The 21,204-nt window shown below is 69.3% G+C and carries 20 protein-coding genes; 12 read left to right on the top strand and 8 right to left on the bottom strand.

Annotated elements, in window-relative coordinates; genetic code table 11:
* From ACFYL4_RS26685 to ACFYL4_RS26675, 3 genes are all read left to right on the top strand, one after another.
* Positions 1–748: hypothetical protein (locus tag ACFYL4_RS26685; protein ID WP_387522049.1), on the top strand; the 748-nt coding region annotated here is incomplete at its 5' end.
* 2 nt (positions 749–750) lie between these two features.
* The gene (locus ACFYL4_RS26680) at positions 751–1,356 is read left to right on the top strand and encodes a hypothetical protein (protein ID WP_387522047.1); all 606 of its coding nucleotides are present in this window, start codon (positions 751–753) and stop codon (positions 1,354–1,356) included.
* Complete coding sequence (locus ACFYL4_RS26675; RefSeq protein WP_387522045.1) at positions 1,353–1,943, top strand: hypothetical protein; 591 nt, start codon at positions 1,353–1,355, stop codon at positions 1,941–1,943. Before ACFYL4_RS26680 ends, ACFYL4_RS26675 begins: the two co-directional genes overlap by 4 nt.
* A 132-nt stretch (positions 1,944–2,075) precedes the next feature.
* Here the strand turns inward: ACFYL4_RS26675 and ACFYL4_RS26670 are convergent, their stop codons facing one another.
* A complete protein-coding gene (locus ACFYL4_RS26670; protein ID WP_387522044.1) occupies positions 2,076–2,366 on the bottom strand; it encodes a hypothetical protein in 291 nt (96 codons plus the stop codon).
* 101 nt (positions 2,367–2,467) lie between these two features.
* Positions 2,468–3,208 carry a nuclease-related domain-containing protein gene (locus tag ACFYL4_RS26665; RefSeq protein WP_387522042.1) on the bottom strand — a complete coding sequence of 247 codons (741 nt, stop codon included), beginning with the start codon at positions 3,206–3,208 and terminating at the stop codon, positions 2,468–2,470.
* 503 nt (positions 3,209–3,711) lie between these two features.
* Here ACFYL4_RS26665 and mobF point away from each other — a divergent pair.
* Together mobF and ACFYL4_RS26655 are read left to right on the top strand one after the other, a co-directional pair.
* Positions 3,712–8,526 (top strand): MobF family relaxase, encoded by a 4,815-nt coding sequence (mobF, locus tag ACFYL4_RS26660; RefSeq protein ID WP_387522040.1) that lies wholly within the window; start codon positions 3,712–3,714, stop codon positions 8,524–8,526.
* Positions 8,527–8,535: 9 nt separating this feature from the next.
* A complete protein-coding gene (locus ACFYL4_RS26655) occupies positions 8,536–9,054 on the top strand; it encodes a hypothetical protein (RefSeq protein ID WP_387522038.1) in 519 nt (172 codons plus the stop codon).
* 58 nt (positions 9,055–9,112) lie between these two features.
* On the opposite strand, the gene ACFYL4_RS26650 is transcribed toward ACFYL4_RS26655, so the two are convergent.
* From ACFYL4_RS26650 to ACFYL4_RS26635, 4 genes are all read right to left on the bottom strand, one after another.
* The gene (locus ACFYL4_RS26650) at positions 9,113–10,246 is read right to left on the bottom strand and encodes a hypothetical protein (RefSeq protein ID WP_387522037.1); all 1,134 of its coding nucleotides are present in this window, start codon (positions 10,244–10,246) and stop codon (positions 9,113–9,115) included.
* A 5-nt stretch (positions 10,247–10,251) separates the two neighbouring features.
* Complete coding sequence (locus ACFYL4_RS26645; protein WP_387522035.1) at positions 10,252–12,387, bottom strand: type IV secretory system conjugative DNA transfer family protein; 2,136 nt, start codon at positions 12,385–12,387, stop codon at positions 10,252–10,254.
* Complete coding sequence (locus ACFYL4_RS26640; protein WP_387522033.1) at positions 12,384–13,919, bottom strand: hypothetical protein; 1,536 nt, start codon at positions 13,917–13,919, stop codon at positions 12,384–12,386. Before ACFYL4_RS26640 ends, ACFYL4_RS26645 begins: the two co-directional genes overlap by 4 nt.
* Before the next feature lie 177 nt (positions 13,920–14,096).
* Complete coding sequence (locus tag ACFYL4_RS26635; RefSeq protein WP_387522031.1) at positions 14,097–14,342, bottom strand: hypothetical protein; 246 nt, start codon at positions 14,340–14,342, stop codon at positions 14,097–14,099.
* 142 nt (positions 14,343–14,484) lie between these two features.
* Here ACFYL4_RS26635 and ACFYL4_RS26630 point away from each other — a divergent pair, with 142 nt between their 5' ends.
* Positions 14,485–14,640: a hypothetical protein gene (locus tag ACFYL4_RS26630; RefSeq protein ID WP_387522030.1), complete on the top strand. Its 156-nt coding sequence runs from the start codon at positions 14,485–14,487 to the stop codon at positions 14,638–14,640.
* Positions 14,641–14,733: 93 nt separating this feature from the next.
* Positions 14,734–14,946 carry a hypothetical protein gene (locus tag ACFYL4_RS26625; RefSeq protein ID WP_387522028.1) on the top strand — a complete coding sequence of 71 codons (213 nt, stop codon included), beginning with the start codon at positions 14,734–14,736 and terminating at the stop codon, positions 14,944–14,946.
* An 81-nt stretch (positions 14,947–15,027) separates the two neighbouring features.
* On the opposite strand, the gene ACFYL4_RS26620 is transcribed toward ACFYL4_RS26625, so the two are convergent.
* Both ACFYL4_RS26620 and ACFYL4_RS26615 read right to left on the bottom strand, forming a co-directional pair.
* Positions 15,028–16,002 (bottom strand): ParB/RepB/Spo0J family partition protein, encoded by a 975-nt coding sequence (locus ACFYL4_RS26620; RefSeq protein WP_387522026.1) that lies wholly within the window; start codon positions 16,000–16,002, stop codon positions 15,028–15,030.
* Positions 15,999–17,150 (bottom strand): ParA family protein, encoded by a 1,152-nt coding sequence (locus tag ACFYL4_RS26615; protein ID WP_387522024.1) that lies wholly within the window; start codon positions 17,148–17,150, stop codon positions 15,999–16,001. Before ACFYL4_RS26615 ends, ACFYL4_RS26620 begins: the two co-directional genes overlap by 4 nt.
* A 134-nt stretch (positions 17,151–17,284) precedes the next feature.
* Between ACFYL4_RS26615 and ACFYL4_RS26610 the strand changes: the two genes are divergently transcribed.
* From ACFYL4_RS26610 to ACFYL4_RS26590, 5 genes are all read left to right on the top strand, one after another.
* A complete protein-coding gene (locus ACFYL4_RS26610; protein ID WP_387522023.1) occupies positions 17,285–18,499 on the top strand; it encodes a helix-turn-helix domain-containing protein in 1,215 nt (404 codons plus the stop codon).
* A gap of 178 nt (positions 18,500–18,677) precedes the next feature.
* Positions 18,678–18,968, top strand: coding sequence for a hypothetical protein (locus ACFYL4_RS26605; protein ID WP_387522021.1), 291 nt, complete (start codon positions 18,678–18,680; stop codon positions 18,966–18,968).
* The gene (locus tag ACFYL4_RS26600; RefSeq protein ID WP_387522019.1) at positions 18,965–19,723 is read left to right on the top strand and encodes an SAM-dependent methyltransferase; all 759 of its coding nucleotides are present in this window, start codon (positions 18,965–18,967) and stop codon (positions 19,721–19,723) included. The genes ACFYL4_RS26605 and ACFYL4_RS26600 overlap by 4 nt, the downstream gene beginning before the upstream one ends.
* Before the next feature lie 4 nt (positions 19,724–19,727).
* A complete protein-coding gene (locus ACFYL4_RS26595) occupies positions 19,728–20,219 on the top strand; it encodes a hypothetical protein (RefSeq protein ID WP_387522017.1) in 492 nt (163 codons plus the stop codon).
* Between the two features lie 194 nt (positions 20,220–20,413).
* Positions 20,414–21,196: a hypothetical protein gene (locus ACFYL4_RS26590; protein ID WP_387522015.1), complete on the top strand. Its 783-nt coding sequence runs from the start codon at positions 20,414–20,416 to the stop codon at positions 21,194–21,196.
* Positions 21,197–21,204: the final 8 nt, after the last annotated feature.

The following is a 21,204-nucleotide window of genomic DNA, read 5'->3' as shown; positions in this document are numbered from 1 at the left end:
GGACGCCGCCCAGGCGGATGCGGCCTCTGCTCGCGCTGACGCTGCGGCCGTGGCTGCCCGCGCCGAGGCGGCTGAGGCCGAGCGCGATCGGGCCACCACGCGCGCGGACGACGCGGTGGAGGCCCGTCGAACCGCCGAGCACGAACGTGACCAGGCCCTGGCCGCCCAGGCCACTGCCGAACGCGCTCAGGCCACGGCTGAGGCCGAGCGCGACCGGGCTCGGGACGAGACGGCCGCCGCCCACACCGCCACCGAGGCGGCCGAGACTGCCCGGGACCAGGCCCAGGAGAAGGTGAGCCACCAGGCCGAGGAGCTGACCCGGTTGCGCGAGGCCCTGGCCATGGTCGAACAGCAGGCCGCCGCCGCTGAGGCCGCCCGCGCGGCCCAGGCCGAGCGCGCTGAACGCCTCCAGGCCGAATGCAACCGCGAAGCCGCGCGCGCGACCCGCGCCGAACACCGCATCGAGCGCCTCGAAGAGCGCCTGGACGCCGCCCAGGCGGATGCGGCCTCTGCTCGCGCTGACGCTGCGGCCGTGGCTGCCCGCGCCGAGGCGGCTGAGGCCGAGCGCGATCGGGCCACCACGCGCGCGGACGACGCGGTGGAGGCCCGTCGAACCGCCGAGCACGAACGTGACCAGGCCCTGGCCGCCCAGGCCACTGCCGAACGCGCTCAGGCCACGGCTGAGGCCGAGCGCGACCGGGCTCGGGACGAGACGGCCGCCGCCCACACCGACCAGGAGCAGGAGTAGACATGAGCACCCCCCACACCGACGACGTCGACCAGGCCGACACCGAGAGCACACCGCCCACCGACGCGGCCGAGATCGAGGAGACCGCCGCTCCCACGGCGGCTTCTGCGCCGGACGTGGTCCCCGGAACGCCGCCGGAGAGCAACACCGGGTCGAGCCTGGTCGAGGCCGCAGCCGCCGACGCGGCCGTCGACTTGAGCAGGACCGACACCACCAACACCACGTTGTCCACCCTGGCGGGCGTGCTGCTGACGATCCTGGTCGCCGGGGCAGGGCTGACCACCGGCGACGGCTCCTACCCCACCGCCGCCCTGGTCGCGATGGGCGCGGCCTCCGCCTTGCTGGCCGCAGTCCTAGTCGTGCTCACCACCGCCATGTGGCCCCGCCGCGGCGGCACCGGAGGCGTGCCGCACTACGCCACCCTCACCCCCGCCCAGGTCGTCGACGAGCTGGCCACCACCGACTCGGCCCACTGGCACGCCGAGCGCGCCGTGGCCAAGGCGACGATCGCCTCGCGCAAGCACACCGCGCAGCGCCTCGCCGGGGCCTGCCTGGCCGCCGCCGGTGTCCTGTTGGCCGTGGCCACGATCTGGACCCTGGCCACGTGAGCAACGAGGAGGTCGAGTTCGACCTGTTCGGCGACCCGCTTCCGGCCCCCGAGCCGGGAGCGGCCACACGTGGCCGCCGTGGTGCCGTCCCCGCCGCCCAGTGGCAGCAGTGGGTGGACGATGCTGCACTGGTGGCCCGCTACCGCGCCGGCATCTACTGGCGTGGCGAGACCGCCTGCGCTTACTGGCTGTCCACGATCAGTTCGACGGGACACGCGAAGTTCCGGCTCGGCTCCCGCACGGACGACTCGCGCCGCGTAGTCACCGGCCATCTGCTGGGCTACCAGATCGCCCACGGCGTGCTCGCCGACGAGCTGGGCGACGTCGTCATCGGCCACCGCTGCGATGAACCGTCCTGCCAGCAGCCCGCGCACATGGAGGTCATCACCCGCGCGGAGAACGACGCCGACTACCGCCGCCGGAAGAACCAGTGGCCGCTGTCGGACATGCGCGGCGCCCGTGGCCGCGCGGTCGCGATCCGCGACGCCATCCTCGCCGCCCTGGCCGAGGAGCGGGATGTGGAGGCCGCCATCGCGGCGGCCGACGCCGCCGGCCGACCCGCCCCACCGGTCGGCACCCTGTTCTGAACGCTCCGATGTCCGTGGTGGATGAGGCCGCATCCACCACGGACAGCGGAGCGTCCGCAGTGGACGCGGGCGTGTCCGTCCTGGAATCGGGCCCGTCCGTGTCGGTCAGGCGGCCCGGATGGCCATGCCGCCTCAGGCGGACCGGTCGTCGAGGTGGGAGCGCAGTTTCGCGGCCAGAGCGGCCGCGTCCGGGTCGACCTGGCGGCCGGTCACGGCGGCGAGCGCGTCGACCTGGCCGAGGAGATCCAGCACGAGGGAGGCCTCCGTTGTGGTCAGAGCGATGAGCGGATCACCGCCGAGCAGCCGAGCCAACCCCGGCGCAGCACCATCGCCGACCCCGGCCGGGGCGGTTCGGCCCAGGCCCTGCGGTCGTCGAGGTCTGGCCCCCATCCGCCGGGGCCGGGGGATCGGCTGATCGTCCATGGAACCCCACTGTGGCAGCCCACCAGGTGCCGCACGGGGAGATCCGGCGAACACGAAGGGGGCGAGCCCGCAGGCTCGCCCCCTCTTCCGCGTGAGTGCGGTCAGCGTTGGACGTAGGGCGGGAACAGCTCCTCCGCCGCCGCGGCGATCCTGCTCTGGTCTGAGGAGGCCGCCCCGGCCTGGGAGGCCAGCCACCCCGGCACCTTCCTCGCGCTCATGATCCGCACGCCCTTGATCTCGATCCGCCTCCAGGCCGGGAACCGCGCCCGGTGCACCGCCAGGACCGAGCGCACCTGCACCGGGCCGACCAGGACCCGCAGTTGCTTGGCGATGAGATCGCTCTCGTACAGCGTGCTGGAGACGAGCTGGTAGCCGGAGGTCTTGCCGATCCTCAAGTAGTTGCGGCGTGCGTCGTAGCGGAGGGCACCCCGCCGCACCTTGCTGTCGATGTTCCACACGGTGCCGTCCGGGGCGATGGCGAGGTGGTCGACGTTGGCGAAGGTTCTGTTCATCGCCCGGTCGTGGAGCATGACCCACCCGCGCCGCTGGAGCCGGTTCAGGGCTCGGCCGGTGCGCCGTTCCCCGGCTGCTCCCATCCGCCAGCGTGCCGCCGCCCCGCGTCCGCGCTGCCACAGTCCGGCCGCCGTGGCGGCCGTGAGCGTGAGGACTAGGGCGAGGAGGAGGTGGCCGATCAGGAGCCCGACGAGGGCCCCGGCGGCCCCGCCGAGAAGGGCGGTGAGGAGAATTCGGGGTCGTTCGGCTCGGGCGATTTCGGCGGCCTTGGCGGCCGCTCCGGCTCCTGCGCGAGAAGGGGACAGAGTGCGGGTTTCAGCGGTGGTCACAGAGGTGGCCTTTCCAGCTGTGAGGGGAGGTTCCGAGTCCACGGTAGACGAGCAGGAGACGCTGGTACATGGGGTTTGGGAAACAGTCCGGCGGGTGGTGGGGGCGACGTTCCACGTCGCCCCCACCACCCGCCGGAGCACGCGGAAGCAAAAGGCGTCTGGGTAACAGTCCGAAAAATACAAGCGCCCCCGTTCCGCCGGGGGCGGAACGGGGGCGCGGGGGGTGTTCTGAGGTCGGGCGCGTCAGTCTAGCGCGGGACAGTAGGTCCGTACACCTTCTTCCTCTGCCCTGATCTTCCCGTGCCTCTTCCCTTCCCTGTCCAGTGATCGATCTGTCTCCTCCTTCCGCTCCTCGCTTCCTTCCTTGGTCTCACCTCCTGTTACTTCAAGCGACTACCCAACTGATCCACACGCCCGTGCATTCTCTAATGATCATGGTAGTCTCGGTGACGCTGGGTGTTGCCTAGCTTCGAACAGCTGTTCGACTGTGAGGGGGTGGGGGCGTGGCCGCGATCTTGACGTACGGCAAGGGCTACGACTCCGCATACCTCACCGACAGCGTCGGAAAGAACGCCGAGAACTACTATTTGTCCGCGATTCGCGAACACGGAGAACCGCCCGGGTATTGGTCCGGGAAGGGCGCGCAGGCGCTGGGTCTGGCTGAGGGTTCCGAGGTCGACTCCCTCGTCATGGAGAAGCTGTACGACGCTTTCTATGACATCCGGGATGCGGCGGTCTTCGATGACGAGATCCCCGACGCTGAGAAGAAGCGTCTTGGGTACAAACCGGCCCAGTATTCCTCGGTTGAGACCATCTACGCGAAGAAGATCGCGGCCGAGCCCGAGGCCACAGACGAGCGCAAAGAAGAGCTCCACATTCAGGCGAAGAAGGAGTCACGGCGGGCGCTCCAGTTCATGGACATGACCTTCAGCGCGCACAAATCTCTGACATTGACGCACGCCGGACTGCTCGCGCTCGCCCGCCGTGCCGAGGAGGCCGAGAACGTCGACCAGGCCCGCGCAGCGCGCGCGGCCGCCGACGAGATCCTCAGCGCCCTGAAGGAGGCCGCTGGGGTCGCCGTGGACGAGGTCCGCCAGGTGGCGTCCTCGACACGGGTGGGCTACCACGGCAAGAAGATCGCCGGTGTGGGCACCGGCCGGTGGGCGCCCGCCGGCGACTGGGTCGTGGCGAGTTTTCTCCAGCACACGTCCAGGAATGGCGACCCGCAGCTCCACATCCACCAGGCCGTCCTCAACCGCCAGCTGTGCGCGGACGGGAAGTGGCGGAGCCTGGACGGGCAGGCCGTCTACCGGGCCCGCGCGGCCGCGAGCGCGATCGCTGAGCGCACCCTCATGGAACGCCTCACCCGAACCCTGGGGCTGCGGTGGACCCCGAGCGCGGACGGCCAGAACTTCCAGGTCGAGGGCGTCTCTGCCGAGCAGATCACCGAGTTCAGCACGCGCCGCGTCGAGGTCCGGGGGCACCTGGCCGAGCTCGTGGCGGCCTACGAGCTCAAGCACGGCCGGACGCCGAACGCCCGCACCATCCACATCCTGGCGCAGCAGGCCACGAAGGCGACCAAGGCCTCCAAGACCAAGTTGGACAAGGTCCCGTCTGCGGACGAGGAGTTGGCTGCGTGGGAGGAACGCACCACCCGGGCGGAGATCGACTCGCTAGCCAGCATCCCGGGCCGGGCGCTGTTCCAGGTCGATGAGGCCGAGCGTGAGCGGGCATCCGCCAGCCTCGCGGACCTGGACATGGACCGCACGATCCAGATGGCCCTGGCCGACTGCCAGAAGGAGAAGTCCACCTTCTCCAGGTATGAGCTGACCAGGCACATCTCCCGTCACCTGCCCGCGTCCTTTGGCGGTTTGGAAACCTCGCAGGTGCGGGCGCTGTTGCACGAGATGACCGAGGAAGCCCTGAGTCCCCAGAAGGGCCGGGTGCTGCGCTACACCGTTCCTGACGTGGTCGCCCTCCCGCACGACCTCACCCACGACGGTCAGAGCGTGTTCCGCGACCCGTCCTACGAGCGGTTCTCGACGCCGGAGATGCTGGACACGGAGCAGCAGTTCTTGCGGTCGGCCGGTCAGCTGGACGCCGCCTGCGTGCCCGCTGAGATCGCGGCCGCCCGGCTCGGGTACACCCCCCCGAGCGCGGAGTCCGAGGCGGACCGGACGAAGTCCGGTCCGGACGAGACGGTGGAGCGTCAGATCCACTCTGGACACGAGGCCCCCACCGCCGTGTCCGGTCCGGACACCGGTTCGTCCGTGGCGGATGGGCCGGTTTCCACTCCGGAACACGAAGCTTCAGCGCGTGAATTCGCGTTTGGGTTGGGTGAGGATCAGGTCGCCGCGGTCTACGGGGTCCTCACCAGCGGCCGTCGCGTGGACGTCCTGGAAGGGTACGCGGGCACCGGCAAGAGCTACACCGTGTCCCGTCTGGCGGAGCTGTGGCGGGAGCTGACCGGCGGCCGCGTCGTCGGTCTGACCACGGCGCAGTCCGCCGCCCAGGTCCTCAAGGACGAGGGCCTGGACGACGCGCACAACATCGCCCGGTGGCTCCGTGACGGTGCCCGTCTGGCGCCCGGTCAGCTGGTCGTGCTTGACGAGTCCTCCATGGTCACCACCGACCACATGACCCGTATCCAGGCCGCGGCCGACCGGGTCGGCGCGAAAATCCTGCTCACCGGCGACAGCGAGCAGTTGGCCGCTCCGGGTGCGGGCGGCCTCATGCGTCAGCTGGTCGCCGAACGCGGAAGCCACCAGCTCTCCCGTGTGTTCCGGTTCAAGGCCGACTGGGAGAAGGCCGCCAGCGTGCGGCTGCGGGCCGGGTCCGAGGACGTCCTGGGTGTCTACGACCAGCACGGGCGCCTGCGGGGTGGTACCCGGGAGGAGATGGAGCAGGGCGCGGTTGACGCCTACGTCGCCGACCACCTGATCGGGCGCCAGTCCCTGCTGCTGACCAGCACCAACACCCGCGCCGCCGAACTCGCCGGTCGTGTCCGCGAGGCCCTGGTCAGCTACGGGCTGGTGGATGACAGGGTGACCACGCGGGTGCGGGGCGGTAACTCCGCGGGTGTGGGTGACCTGGTCACCGCCCGCCGTAACGACCGCGGCGTCCCCATCGTCGTTGAGGGTAGGCGGCGGTCGCTGACCAACCGGGACCGGCTGCGCGTGACCGCCGTCAGGTACGGGCGGATGCAGGCCCGTCTCCTGGACGAGGACGGTCGTCCCGGACCGCTGGTGGAGCTGGACGCCGACTACGTCGCTTCCGACATCGAGCTGGCCTACGCCGGAACCGCGCATGCCGGGCAGGGCCGCACCGTCGACACCGCCCACGCGCTTGTCGAGGAGGGGATGAGCCGACAGGCCCTGTACGTCGAAATGAGCCGCGGTCGGTGGGGGAACTGGGCCTGGGTGGTCACCGACACCGAGTCGGCTGACCTTCGCCCCGAGGACACCTCGTCCGCTTCGGACACCACGCCGTCCACGCTGGACGTCGAACAGACCGCCCTGGACATCCCGGTCGTCGAACAGGACGCCGTTCCCCTGTCGGGTGAGACCGGCTCGGCGCCGGAGCCGGGTCGGGAATCCGCTCCGGACACGGTGGTGTCCACCCCGGACACGGTCACGACCGAAACGGACCGGGACGCCATCGGCGTGCTCGCGCAGATCCTGGAGACCGACCAGGCGGACCTGACGGCGACCGAGACCATGCGCACCGAACTCGATCGGGTGACGAACCTGGCGCACCTGGGTGCCATGTGGCAGTCCCTGGTCAAGGACAACGTGGCCGACGAAACTACCCGGCAGCTCCAGGAGGTCCTGCCCGAGGACGTCAATTCCAGACTGGACAATGACTCTGCGCGCGGTTCGGTGCTCACCGCGGTGCGCCAGGCGGTCATGGCCGGTCACGACCTGCGCGAGGTCATCGCCCGCGCGACCGAGGAGTCCTGGGAGGGGGTGCGCAGCATCGGCCAGGCCCTGAGCGCGCGCGTGGAGCGGCTGGTCGGGACCGGGGACACGGTGCTCTCCTCCTGGTCTCAGGCCACCCCGAACCTGGGGAAGCACGCCGGGTTCGTGCGCGAGGTCGCCGAGCAGATGGATCAGCGCACCACCGCGCTCGGGGAGCGCGCGGCGGCCGCCCCGCCCCGGTACCTCCTGGACCGGCTCGGCGAGGTGCCGGAGGAGATTATGGCGCGCACCCAGTGGATTCAGCGGGCCGGACGTGTGGAGGCCTACCGGGAGCAGTACGGCAACACCCGTGACGAGCAGGTCGTGCTCGGTCCCGCGCCGGACCGCCACTCCCCCGAACAGCGCATGTCCTGGATGGCGGCCTCACGCGCCCTGGGTGAGGACGCCACCGAACAGGCCATCAGTTCGGCTCGGGATGGGGCGCTGTGGGTGGCCCGTGCCGCCTACGCCCGTGCCGCGCAGTGGGCGCCTCCGCACATGGGTGATGACCTGCGTGCGGCGACGACCGAGCGCGATGACCGTGACCGCGAGGCGATCCGGCTTCAGGCCCAGGCCGCCGTCGAGGCTGACGAGGCGGTGCGCGATTCTCTGCTGGCTCGGGCGGGTGGGGCTCAGACCCTGTCGATGGCCGCCGGGCGACGTCGGGACCAGCTCCAGCGTGTGCAGGACCAGCGCGAGGCGTGGGTCGCGGCGACCGAGACCATGCGCCACGAGGCGATGCTGGCCGACGCGGAGCTGCACCGGCGCCACGCCGGTCTGGACCTGCCGCCCCTGCACCGGCTCAGTGCGCAGGAGGAGCAGCAGCGCCAGGAACAGGAGCGTGCGGAGGAGCAGTCCATCGACCCCCGCGACCAGATCGAGGGCCAGGAGGCCCTGTTCGGTCTGGGTGAGGCGGGGCCGGTCCGGCGAGGGGGGCTCACCGAGCGCCCCGAGGCGGAGGCGGAGCCGGAGCCGGTGCGTCGTGAGGAGCACGTCCAGGAGGAGCTGGACCTGGGGCTGACCTACGAGGCTCCGGTGACCGCCGGGGATCGGATGCTGCGTCGCGCCCTGGAGCAGGCCAGCGCCGCGAAATCCTTCGTGGCTGGTTTGGTGCGCCGCCAGGCACGCCAGGCCGAGCGTGCCGAGGAGGCCGGTCGGGACCGGGGGCAGGAGCCCACGGTCGAGGAACGTCAACGTGAGGAGCGCTACCGTGACCACCTCAGCGACCGTGAGGAGGCCGAGCTGGCCCAGCGCCGAGAGAAGCTGCGGCGGCCGCCGCCCACGCCTGACCGTGGAGTTCCGCACCACCACCGTGGTCCGCACCATCACCGCGGCCCGGAGATCGGGGGACGGTCTTTGTAGGGTGACGCCATGACGCACCCGAAGCCTCCACGGCCGGCGTGGCTGACGCCGGTCTCCGAGCTGCTGGCGGCCCCGATGCCGCCCATGGAACCGCCCCTGACCACAGAGCAGGGCCTGGCCCTGGTGCGGATGCTCAACACCCCGGGTGGGGCGTCTCACGTGCTTTCCCCCTCCGAGCACGAGTTCGTGTGCGCTCAGCCCGCGATCCGGGACCACGTCCTGGTCCAACGCTTGGCCGAGGCCGTCATCGTGGAGGAGGACGGGTCGGCGTTCGTCGAAGGGGTGCGTAGGGCCGTGGCCTACGCCCAGGGGCGCGAGCGCCACGGGCCGCTCAGCGGACGTTCCCCCCGCACCGTGCTGCCGCTGTGCTCGGACCTGGACCTGGAGGCAGACCTGGCCGAGGAGACCCTGTCGGGCAGGGCCGACACCCCGCTGGCCCACCCCAGGGATCTACTCACGGGTGTGGAGCACACCTGCCTCTGGCTCACCTGCCGCACCGACGAACCACCCCTGCGCCTGCCCCAGTAGGAGAAACACGAAGGGGTGCCCCCAGCTTGCTGGGGGCACCCCTTCGTCGCGAACGCGGTCAGCCGATGGTCATGGAGTACACGACCTCGATGTCCTGCTCCGTGATGTGGTGCCGGTCCATCAGCGCCCGCCCCCGGTCGGTGAGCGGCCGTAGGGACGACAGATTCTGGTAGATCGTCGCGTACTTCTGGGCCAGGGGGCCGTAGCGTCCCCGCAGGACCGCGAACCGGGGATCGCCCACCTCGTGCAGCAGTACGAGGACCGCCTCCAGGTCCGGGCCGTGGCGTAGGTCCGTGGTGTCAATGACCTGGTAGGCGTCCAGGAGGTGAGCCGCGGCCTGGGCAGCACGCTGCCGGTCCGCCGCCCTCGCCGTGACGTCGGAGGCGACCGTGGCCAGCTCGGGCCAGGCCGTGATGGCCTGCGCCCGCATGTCCTCCACCCGCACCCCGTAGGTCTCCATGATCTGGGAGACACGGTCGGTGTCCCCCGCCTGATCGGCGTCGAACGCGGCCGCAGCCGCGACACCCCGTACATGTTGTTTGGCCAGAGCCCGATCCAACCTCGTCCGAGTCGAGGTGATGTGCTTCGTGGCGTCAGCGCAGTGGTACTTCCGCACCGCGGTGGTGATGTCGCCGAGCGTGTCGTCCAGCGTCCGCCGGAAATCGACCTCGTGGTGGACACGCCGCTGGGGATGTTCGTAGGCCTGTTGGTAGGAGACGAACAGCAGACTCAAAGCCCTGAGCATCTCGGGGTGCTTCATCCAGCACCCGGGCAGCGCCTCCGCCGTGGCGCGGGGCCACCAGCGGGACAGCCGCGTGTCGACCCACAGAGCCAGGGTCGCCACCGCGGTGAGCTCGCTCTCCCAGTCCATCCCCGCCCAGTCCCAGGGCTGCGGCGGAGGAGGTGGCGGCTCCGTCTTGCCGGACAGCTCCTGCACCGCCTGGTGCAGGTCGGTGACCGTCTCCTCCAGCTTGGCGAGCTGCGCCTGGAGGCCGGTGGCCTGCCGCACGTCCGCATCGAGGGCGCGCATCCGGGTCTGGACCGCGCCGAGGTCGGTGGAGAGCACCGACAGCGCCTGGAGCACAGCGGTGAGCGCACCCTCCTCGTCTGCTCCCTGACCCCCGGCGGGGCCGCCCTGACCGGTGGTCGAGGCGGCCCCGCCGAGGAGACGACGCATCTCCTCTGAGTCCATTGGTGCTACTCCTCCTCCCAGGGCATACGCGCGCCCCTCAGGTCATCGTCGGTGGGGTTGACCGGTTCCGACCGTGGCAGGTCCCACGGAGCCGGGTGGAGGTGCTCGGCCCCGGAGTGCTGCGGCGCCGGCTCCGAACGAGGCACCGGTGTGGGCCCCGTCTGACCACCACGGCCACGACCACGACCACGGGACTTGGGCGCGGCCTGCGGCTGGGGGTCAGTGGAACCGGTCGCGGCGGTGCGCCGGACGTAGTCACGCACAGCCCGCTCGGTGGGGGTCATCTGCTCGTCCACCGGGTCCACCGCACCGTCGGTGCCGGTGGCCACCACGCGCAACGGCTGGACCTGCTCCTGCACCTGCTCCTGGCGCTGTTCCACCCGCTCACGCAGACCGAGGTCGACCACCGGGATGGCGCGCTCGCGCGGGGCCACGACACAGTCCGGAGTCCTACCTCGCCACCGGCGCACGTCCCGGCGCTTCCAGGCCTTGGGTGTGGACACCAGCGCCGGAGCCACGTCCGAGGACAGCACCACAGCCCAGTGCCGCGGTAGACGCAGCTCGGAGGCCGAGATGACGTCCATGGTCTCGTAGCTCGGAGTCTTCTCCTTGACCCGCGCCCCCGACCAGTTCGTGGCGTTGTGCACCTGATCCCTACCGCGCACCTGCACGGTCCCAGCCAGGCGCCGCACCCGATCCAGCAGCTCGACCTCCTTCGTGCCGCCGTAGACGACGACCATGGACGCGCACGCCCACAGGCTGTCCGCCAGCTGCCCGAACCGGTCACGCAGCTGCGACCACGACTGGGCGTAGACCCGGATGCGTACGCCGCACCCGCCCATCCACGACGCCCACCGGTGCACCGGCACCGGGGCGACGTTGGCGATCTCGTCCAACTCCATATCCAGCGGCGGGTCCAGTCGTCCGCCGGGCATCTGAGCGGACCCGTGGCGGACGGTGTAGGCGATCTCCGCGATCACCGCCGCGAACAGCGGAGCGGTCACCCCGTCCTCGCCCGCCGAGATCAGGTACAGGGTGTCCTGGCCCCCACCGGTGACGAAGTTTTGGACGTCGAACCACGCAGGTGCACCGATCTCATCCGTGGAGTCGGTGCGGGGCGAGAGCATCGCGGCGATCGCGGGATCACGCATGAACTGCAGCGTCCGGCGCAGCGTCGTGGCCACCGACCCCCGCGTCCGCTCCGGCATGGCCTCCAGGAAGTTCGCCACGTCGTCGCGCTGCGCCGGGTTCGCGTTCTTCGCCTGCCGCAGCACCCGCACGGGGGTGTCGTCAGTACCCAGTGCCCAGGCGTAGACATCGTCCATGGAGTAGCCCGCCAGAGCGGCGGCGTGCAAAAGCCCACCCAAAGCGACGCTGGCCTGGTCGGACCAGAAGTCAGCGTCACTCAGTCCCGAGGCGCTCTGCCCCTGCACCATGTACCCCGCCTTGCGGATCGCCGTTTGGGCGTCCCCGCACCCGCTCACCGGGTTGTAGCGCAAGTTCGAGCCGTAGGAACCGACCCCCTCGGGATTCATGACGAAGACGGAGCCCTTCATCGAGCGGGGGCCGATGGTGTGCTTCACCGCGTCATCGCGGATGGAGGTGGCCAGCACCTTGCCCGGCGCGTCGATGATCCGGGCCGCCGAGGCCGCGGACTTACCTCGCCTGGGCCCCGCGAAGGTGAGTACGAGGTCTTCGGAGGTGGCTACCACCCGGCGGCGGATCACCCACCCCCAGGTGGTGCCGATGTGGGTAGCGTACTCACGCCACCCGAACGGGGTGTGGCGGTCCCACCACGACAGGGACGGGCGAGCGGCCACAGCCACCTTTCGGGCAGCGGGCAGACCGAGCGCCCGCCACCGCGCCCACCCACCGACCCACCCGGGGCCGGGGTGGATACGGAGCTTGGCACGCCAGCTCAGCGTGAGGACCGGCTTGCGGCGCGTGCCCGGGAGCCGCCGCCGCACCAGAGCGGCCACGGCGAACACGACCCCCACGACCACGACCGCGGCGACGACGTAGGGCCAGGACAGGACGTCCCCGGGCATGGTGGGCTGGATTTCGGGCACCTCGCCCGAGTCCGCGATGATCATGGTCGGCACTCCGGGGGCTGCGGGGGTCTGGGAGATGACCCTGCTCACAGGGCACCTCCCATACTGTCACCGGACCCACGGGTCACACTGGAATCAGCGAGACCGGATTCGGACATGATGATCTTGATGTAGTGGACGACCTTCGCCGGGGTGAGCGCGACCCCGTGGCGGTCGATGAACTCCTGAGCGACCTCAGCGACCCTGGTCTCGTCCCCGTGACGCGGGTCCCCCAGGCGCTCCAGACGGGTGTAGAGGTATTCGACCTGAGCGCGTCCGCTCAACCGGGCGAACAGCTCCTGTTGGTCCTGAGCCATCACCGCGGCCCGCTGCTCCACCCGCGTCCGGTTCTGCTGCTCCTGGACCAGCTGCTGCCTCGTGGCCTTCAGCTCACGCCCGTACTCGACGCCCTGCGTCGCCTCCGCCCGGACCCGAGACAGCTCCGTGCGCAGCCGCTCCTGATCCTGCTGCTGGGAGGTGACGGTGGACTCCAGTTCAGCGACCTGCCGGTCGTACTCGGTCCGCAGGGTCGTGAGCGCCTGGTCGCGTTTGGCCTCGAGCTGCGCCCGTTCGCTCAGGTGACCCTGCTCCAGCTTCTTCACATGGGAGGTCTGCTCAGCGATCGCGGTGTTGGCCCGTTCCCGCTCAGCCGTGATCGCGGCCGAGGCCCGCTCCCGCTCCGCGCGGATCCTCTCCTCCGCACGCTCCTTCTCCGCAGCCGTGACCCGGGTGACCTCAGCAGCAGCGCTCTCCTCTGCCTCGTTCGCCCGTCGGGCAAAGTCGGCCTTCGCCTCCGCGATCGCGGCAGCCGACTTGCGCTCAACCTCTTCAGCGAACCCCTGAGCCTGCGATGCCTGCTCCAAGGCCTTGCGTGCCTTGTCACTCTCCACGGTGCGCCCCGGCGCGTAGGCGACCTCAGCCAGGAACCACCTGCGGAACAGGGTGGAGGTCTCCTTCGGTGCGAAGATCAGCCTGACGAACCAGAGCAAGACGCCGAGGACGACCTGGGCGAGCAGGGCGATGAGGGACCACATGGAGGGCGTCTCCGTGGTCTTGCCGCGCCGCTGGAGGGCACGGCGCTGGATCTCCCAGACGATGATGTCGGTGCCGACGATGTACATCAGCGACGGGCCCATCCAGACCAGGATGTGACCGGCCACGACCAGGAGGCCAGGCTCCAACGGCAAGTCGATCCGGGCGCCGTTCATCAGCAGGGACGCTACCGCGCAGCCCAAGTTCGCGATCCGCGCGCGCACAGGGCTGTCGCCACGCATGGCGGTGGCGAGCGCGAGAACAGCGAACGACGCTGCTGCTACGTCCCAGGCAGCGGCACCGAGGCGTACCGCGAAGGACGGGTCGGCCTCCGGGCCCTGGTAGTCCTCGCCCTTGATCATCGCGGTGTAGATGAGCTGGGCCTCGTAGGAAACGTAGACCGTGATCGCGGTGACCGCGATGATTCCGGCGAACGCCAGGGTGATGGCGACGTTGTAGCCGCGATCGGTCGCCTTCTGGGACTGCTGGTCCTCCTCGGAGGACTTCAACGTCCTGGCCCGGCGCTTGGTCCGGAACGGGTTCCACGACACCAGCGTGAACCGACGAGGTTGTCTGTCCCCGTCGCGGACGGTCCCTGCGGTTTCAGGCATGGGCGCCTGGTCGGGTGGGGTGCTGCGTACCATAGACACTGCGGATCTCCTTGAGTGATTCCGTTTCCCGGTCGACGCTTGTTCTTGGCGGAAGGGGCGTCGATCGGGAGCTGGTGGCTAGAGGCCCCTCTTGTTGAGGTACTCCTCGAACGCGTCGATCTGAGCCTGCTGGACGCTCACGTCCGCATGTGCAGCCGCGATTTTCATCCGCTGCCGGAGCGCGCGGGACGCCCGGGTGCTGATCTGCACGATGTCGGTCCCGCTTTCGGTGGCCTGGGCCGTCGGCATGTCATGCCGCCCCTCCGTCTCGGACTCGTGGGACACCTGCTCGCCTCTCTGGTTGGTGAGTGCGTACACGAGCAAGTCTGCTACGAAATCAACTTTGGCCTAGCTGATAGCAAAGTTAAAGTGCTAGCATGTTGACAATGCTAGCAATGTTGATGCATGGTGTCAATGTGCGAACCCACCAGGGAGACACCGCTTGACCAGCGCCAACGGAGGAACCATGTCGTCTGCTCACCAGGCCGTCACCAGCGAGCGCTCCTACGAGATCGTCCAGATCACTCGACTCGACCAGCAGTCGATCCCCGCGCCGGACACGGCCGAGGCCGAGATGCTCGCCCCCCTGGGCGACCTCGTCAACCTCCAGGTGTGGGCCTAGGCCCACACCGCCCCAGACAGCACAAAGGCCCCGAAGCCACAACGACCAAGAAGCGCCTCCGGGGCCGCCAACCAACAGGAAGGCACCACCAGTATGTCTGACACCATCCGCCCCGTGGTCAACACCCCCACGGACCTCTTCGCAGACCCGCCCCGCTACACCCCCGGTGGCGCCCGCGCGATCCGCGCCCTCACCATCTGCTGGTACACGGTTATGAGCGTCACCTGCTCCCGCTGCAACTTGAAGTACAACAAGGCGGACCCGATGGACCGTGAATACCACGAGAAGCCCGGGGGCTGCCGGTAGGTGAACGTGACGGCCCCGACCAACCTGGTCGGGGCCGTCAGTATGGGAACCGCCGAGGCGGACCTCCAGAGAAACATCACCTCATGGCACGTCGAGGATCGCGGCGGCCAGCTCTTGCGCTCGCGCCATGCCGTACGCCGCCACGATTTTTTTGGCCGCCATGGTGGCCTCCCACTGCAGCTCCAGCGTCAGCTGAACCGGCTCAGCTGGTTGGAGGGGGTCGCTTTCATCAGCGTCTCGAATCAGCTTCTTCGGCCCGACTCCAGGTGTCTTCTCCTCCTCAGTCGAAGGCCCTGGAGCTTCGTCTTCAGACGGCGAGGGGTAAACCGGGTTTACGCCACCTTCGGAGTTCCGTTCGTCGTCTCCCGAAGGGGAGGGGTAAACCGGGTTTACGATTTTCTCCCACTCCGCCTGCTGGTCCTCAGGAGCGAGAGGACCCAATCGGCGTCCGTCCTTGATGCGCAGGGAACCTTGCCGTAGGGCGTCTTTCAAGACGGGAGTCAGGCCGAGCAGCGCCAACCGCTGACCCACCCACACCTTGGACTTGTTCAGCTGCCGCCCTACCTCAGCGTTCGACCCGTAGACGCTCACGAGTTCACGGACCGCTTCTGCCTCTTCGAGCGGGTCCATGTCCTTCCGGTGGATGTTTTCCACCAGAACGGCGATGCGTACGGCGCTGCTGTCCGCCAGTTCGATCACGTGCACGGCCAGCGTCGGTACCCCCGCCATCCGTGCGGCCGCCAGGCGGCGGTTCCCATTGATGACCACGAAGACGGCATCCTGGACCGTGGCCTTGTGCTGAGGGAACACAGAGCTGAAATCGTCGCTGGGGATCACACCGACTGGTTGCCGCAGTCCATGTTGAGTCAAGCTGTCTGCCAGCTCCTGGAGGTCCCCGAGATCACGCCGGTTCTCGGGGTTGCCGACCAGGTCCTCGATGGAGACGCTGGTTAGGTCTGCGGGAAACCCGCCAGCCGTCCGTGAGATGACCTGGCGTCGAGCGCTGGCCGCCTTGCCGAAGCTGGAGGACTCTTCGATCTTCCTGTTCCGGCTCACGTCAGGTTCCTAGCGATCTCGCGCATCACGTCAGCCTGGACAGACTGTGGAGCGTAAGCGAGGAGCCCTTCCTTCGCGCGAACCGCCTCCCTCTGCTCCTTGCGGTCTTGCAGGACACCGATCACACTCGGGTCTTCCATCGCCTGCCACTGCTTCAGCGACGACGTCGCGATGAATCCCCTCCTGCTGTCGTACTTGTTCACGACCAGTCCCAGATACTCGATGGTGAGCCTCATGTCCTGGCGCAGGGACTCGATCTGGCCGGTCAGTAGGGCGAAGGCGTCCGCGCTGGAGTCCTCCGCCTCCACAGGGATGAGTACGCCGGAAGCACCTGTCGCTTCCCCAGGCCGGTGTCGTCCGTAGTAGAGCGCGGTGTCCATCGCCAGCCCCAGGCTGGGAGGGCAGTCGATGATGATCACGTCGTAATCGGCCTCGATCGGTTCCAAGGCCTGCTGCAGCGTGGCCTCACGGACACGGATCGTGGGATCCGACACGAGCCCTACATCCAGCATGAAGCCATCCGCTGCAGCAGGGAGAAGGTGGAGCCGGTTCCCAAAACGCTCGCCCTCCACCTGGACGACCAGGTCCGCGATCAGCCCCTCCGGCTTCTTGGTCATGTGCTTGACCAGAGTGTCGCCGTTCATGGGCAGGGGCTCGAAACCGGCTTGGGCAGTGAGGTGGCCCTGCGGGTCGAAGTCGATCATGAGCACCCGCAGCCCGAATCCTTCGTACTCGGTGCCTTCGGCGTAGGCTTGGGCCAGGCCGGCCGACAGAGCTGTTTTGCCAACTCCACCCTTCTGGTTCGCGATGATCTTGCGTTGGGGTATGTGCTGCACGTGGAACTCCTGTCGTGTCGAATGCTGGTGAAGCCACAGGCGGACCGCCTGGGCCAGGCCTTGGATGATGGAGATGCCACGCCTCTGGCACTCGTCCCCGAACTCCGCCCACACGTGCGCCGGCACCCAGGTGCCGAAGGACGCGGCCCCGGCAGTTGCCACCGCCGGCTGAGGAGCCGCGTGACGCCAACGTGTGAGCGCTTCAGTGACCACGTCCTGAATGTCCTGATGCTGCGCTGCTGCCGCGACCTTCAGGTCTCGTCGTAGGTGCTCTGGCAGACGAGAGGCGATCTTCTCCCGGTCAGATGTCACCGCGCCAGCTTATTGGCACCAGAGTGCACCGTCGAGGCTTTCCGTAGGAGTACGCCGCCGACCACCGATGGGTAACCTGCTCGTGCAGCAGCCGAGCGCGTCCTACCCTGGACCCCGACGTTGGGAGCACCGCCATGGCCATGGACCAAGACCCGGAGAGCGTGAACCGCCGGATTGCCCGCCTACGGAAGCGCGCGAGTTTGACACAGCAGGAACTGGCGGATCGCACCCAGCTGCGAGGCGGCTACGGCTACAGCCGCAGCCACCTCGCCCAGGTCGAGCGCGGCCACAAGTTGGCCACCCCCGCGTTCGTCTCCAGCGTCGCGGCCGCTCTGGGCATCCAGGTCTCAGACCTTTACGGTCAGCCCTACCGCGACAAACTCACCGACGACGGGATCACCACGGTCGTCGGGGCCCTACGCGAGGCATTGGCCTACGTCGACGTCCCTCCCGAGCTCACCGCGCCACGCCCTCTAGAGGAGCTGGAGGCTGAGCTGGGCAGGGTCCACACCCTGTTGCAGCAGACCCGACACACCCGACTCGGCGCGCTGTTGCCGGCCTTGGTCGAGGAAACCACGGTGCACGCCCTGGAAGCCGGGAGCGAACGGGCCTGGCGCGCCTTGCACCAAGCCCAGGTCGCCACCATCCGCCTCACTCGCAAACTCGGGTTCGAGGACTTGGCCGAACTGGCCGCCGAGCGCGCCCGCTTCTCCGCAACGGCTGCGCAGGACCCGCACTTGGCCGTCATGGTCACCCAGCGCCGCACGCTGGTGATGATGGCCCGCGCCCAGTGGCGTCCCGCTCTGGCAGCACTCACGCACGCCGCCCAGCGCGTCGACCAGGGCCGAACCGACAGCAGCGAGATCCTCGGAGCCATCTACCTGCGCAGCGCTGTCCTGGCCGCACGCGCCGGAGACAGCACCGCAGCCGAGGGCTACCTCGCCCAGGCTGAGGAGATGGACGAGCGCGCCGAGCGGCTCAGCCATTCGCGAGACACCCACGCCACCACGTTCACACGCGGCAACGTGGCTGTGCACCGCGCGGCTGTGGCGGTCGAGGTCCGCGACTACGACGCCGCCCTGCGCCGCGATGCCCACGTCGTCGGAGAGGTGGCCGCCACCCTCATCCCCGAACGACACGCTCACCACCACATCGACATGGCCCGCGCCCTAATCGAGATCGGCAAGCCGCGCATCGCACTGCAACGGTTGGAACGTGCGGAGACCATCGCTCCGCAGTTGACCATGTACCACCCGCAGGCCCGGCTCGTTACTCAGCACCTGGTGGACGCTCAACGTTCGCTTCCGGAGCCGCTCCGGCGGTTGGCGAGTCGCATGCGTGTCCTGTGACCTGCGAAAAGACAACTGTCCAGCAATGTTCCAAACGATGGAACAATTCGCTGCTGCGGCGTCCGTAGCTTCGTGGCATGGACACCTCATCGCCCTGCTGGGGCGCCTTGTCGGAGCCCCAGCGACATCACTCTCTGTGCTCCACTGTGTGCTTTAAGGGAACTTGTGGGGGAGTGTCATGACCTCCCCTGCCTTGTCGAGTTGGTCAGCGGTCTCCTCTCACCTCGTGCACACCCTCCTGGCCACGGCCCGCACCTGCGGGTACGCACCCACCGTCCGTGACGGCGCCACCTACCCCACCATCCTGCTGACTCACGGCGTCCACACCGTACGCGTGTACCTGGCCGCGACCGGCGACCACCTGCGCTGGCACTGGGAGACCACCCGGACCCCACTCCAGGCCCCGGCCACCGACCCCACCCTGGTGCTCACCGAGATCACCCGCACCCTGGACGGTGAAGCCCGATGACCAACAGCGCCGTCTGGCCCGTCCACATCCCACAGGTCTCCAGCGCCCGCGTCTACAACTACCTCAGCAAGGGGAAGGACCACTTCAGGGCCGACCGATCCCTGGCCGAGCAGATGGTCGCCGCCAACACCACCCACATCGACCTGGCCCAGGAGAGCACCACGTTCGTCGACCAGGCCGTCGAGGAGTTGGTCGGTGACGGCGTCGAGCAGTTGGTCGTGCTCGGCTGCGGACTCCCCCACCCCTCCGCGCGCCCGGTCCACCTCACCGCCCAGGCCATCAGCCCGTCCGCCAGCGTGCTCTACCTGGACCGGGACCTGTCCTGTGTGGTCACCACCCGCGCCCATCACCACGCCGCCCGGGGCGTCACCGTCCTCGACGGCGACCTCACCGACCCGCTCCACTTGGTCGCGGACCCCGCCGTCCAGGCCGCTCTGGACCCGGACCGGCCCGTGGGGGTGGTGTGCGACCTGACGCTGCACCACCTGGTCGACGCCGACGTCGAGACGCTGGCCCTGACCCTGGCCACCGCCCTGCCCGCAGGGAGCCGCCTGGCCCTCACCCACCCCAGCGGGGACGAGGCCGCCCTGGCCGCCGACGTCTACCTCGCCGCGATCCGCGACGGTCGGGCTGCCGAGGACACCTACCTCGCTCGCACCGCCGAGGGCCTGGACCCGCTCCTCAAGGGATGGACGCTGAGTACCTGCGAAGTCAGCGAACACGGGCTGCTCACGGCGACCGCCCAGCTACCGTAGACCCATGCCGAGCACCCCCACCGCCCAGCCAGGACTCCTGTCCGTCCCCGGACCGGATGCGGATGTGCCGGTCCTCGCCCTGGACCTGGGTGCGGACAACGAGCACCTCCAGGCCCTGGGCGAGGACGGGCTCCGGCTGCTGCGCACCACGGCCCTGGACCAGCTCCGCACCCAGGGACTCCAGCCCGTGCCACCAGGCGCCTACGTCCCCGGACCGGGCGCCGGAAGCACCTGGAACGCTGAACTGACGCCGGGACGGCTCGTGCTGCGCTCCCCCAGCCACCTGGCCTACGACGGGACCCTCGCGGCCTGGCCCGCCTACACCCGCGCCATCGAGGCCACCGGCTGGCTGCTCCTCTACGTGGGACACATCCAGCTCGCGTTCGGAGCCGAGGTGATGCCGGCCGTCCGTGCGGCCGCAGACGCCGACGACGTGGTCGCAGGAATCGTCCCAGCCACCGTCATCAGCCAGCAGGCGCCAGGGCACGCTGGCTGAGCACCGGTAGTACCAGGGGGTCATGACGCCCTGGCGATGCGTGGGGGTGCCGTTGGCGTCAGAACCCCGCCCGGACCGGTAAGCCCAAGTTTTTATCGCCCAAAGCACCCAAAGGGTTACGGAACACCCACACTCCAGTGGTGCTAGCAATGTTCTATTGCTAGCATTGTTTTAAAGCGATCAAGGAGGCATGAATGAGCACCATCGAAGAGCTGGAGAAGCGTCTGCGGGACGCCCGTGCGGAGGCCGACCGAGCCACAGCCGCGCACCGCTCAGCTGAGGACCGGGCCGGAGGAGCCCGCACCGCTGCCGCCCAGCACGAAGAGCGCGCCGAGGCGGCCCGCCTGTTCGGCACCATCCCCACGCGCAAGAGCCGCCTCCACGAGCGCCTGGCCGCTGAGTGCCGGGAGGACATCAAGCGCGCCGAGCGCGCCGAGAAGCAGGCCGCCCCGGTCATGGAGGAGAAGCAGGCTGAGCTGCGCTCCGTGGACGAGGACCTGGTCAAGGCCCGCCGGGTGGAGATCGACCAGGAGGTCCAGCGGCAAGCTCGGATCGGGGAGGCCATCCACACCGACGTCACCACCGGAGACCTCACCTGGGAGGAGGCCTACGGCGACGGCGTCATCGCGTCCGTGGAGGTGCACGCCCGGTACGAGAAGGCCCTGGAGCGCGACGACGAGGTCGACGACGGTTTCTGGGGTACCGGCAGCGACGACTCCGCCGACGACGGGTACGCGGACGCGGCCGCCGAGTCCGTGGACGACCAGCTCCAGGTCATGTACCTGGACCGGTCCATCGACACGGGTGAGCGCACCTACGAGGAGGTCTACACCCCCGAGGGGCACATCCGCGCGGATCTGCTCCGGGACGAGGAGCCCGAGGAGCAGGAGGCGGCCGAGGCCACGTCCCCGGAGCCGGAGAGCAAGAAGGAGGAGCCGACCCGAGACCGCGGTTTCGAGCTCGACGAGCCCTTCTAACCCTCACG

It is taken from the genome of Nocardiopsis sp. NPDC006938 (assembly GCF_042869555.1).
Lineage (GTDB): Bacteria > Actinomycetota > Actinomycetes > Streptosporangiales > Streptosporangiaceae > Nocardiopsis.
Note: the sequence above shows the minus strand (reverse complement) of the source record. Positions and strands in the feature narration are given on the sequence as shown.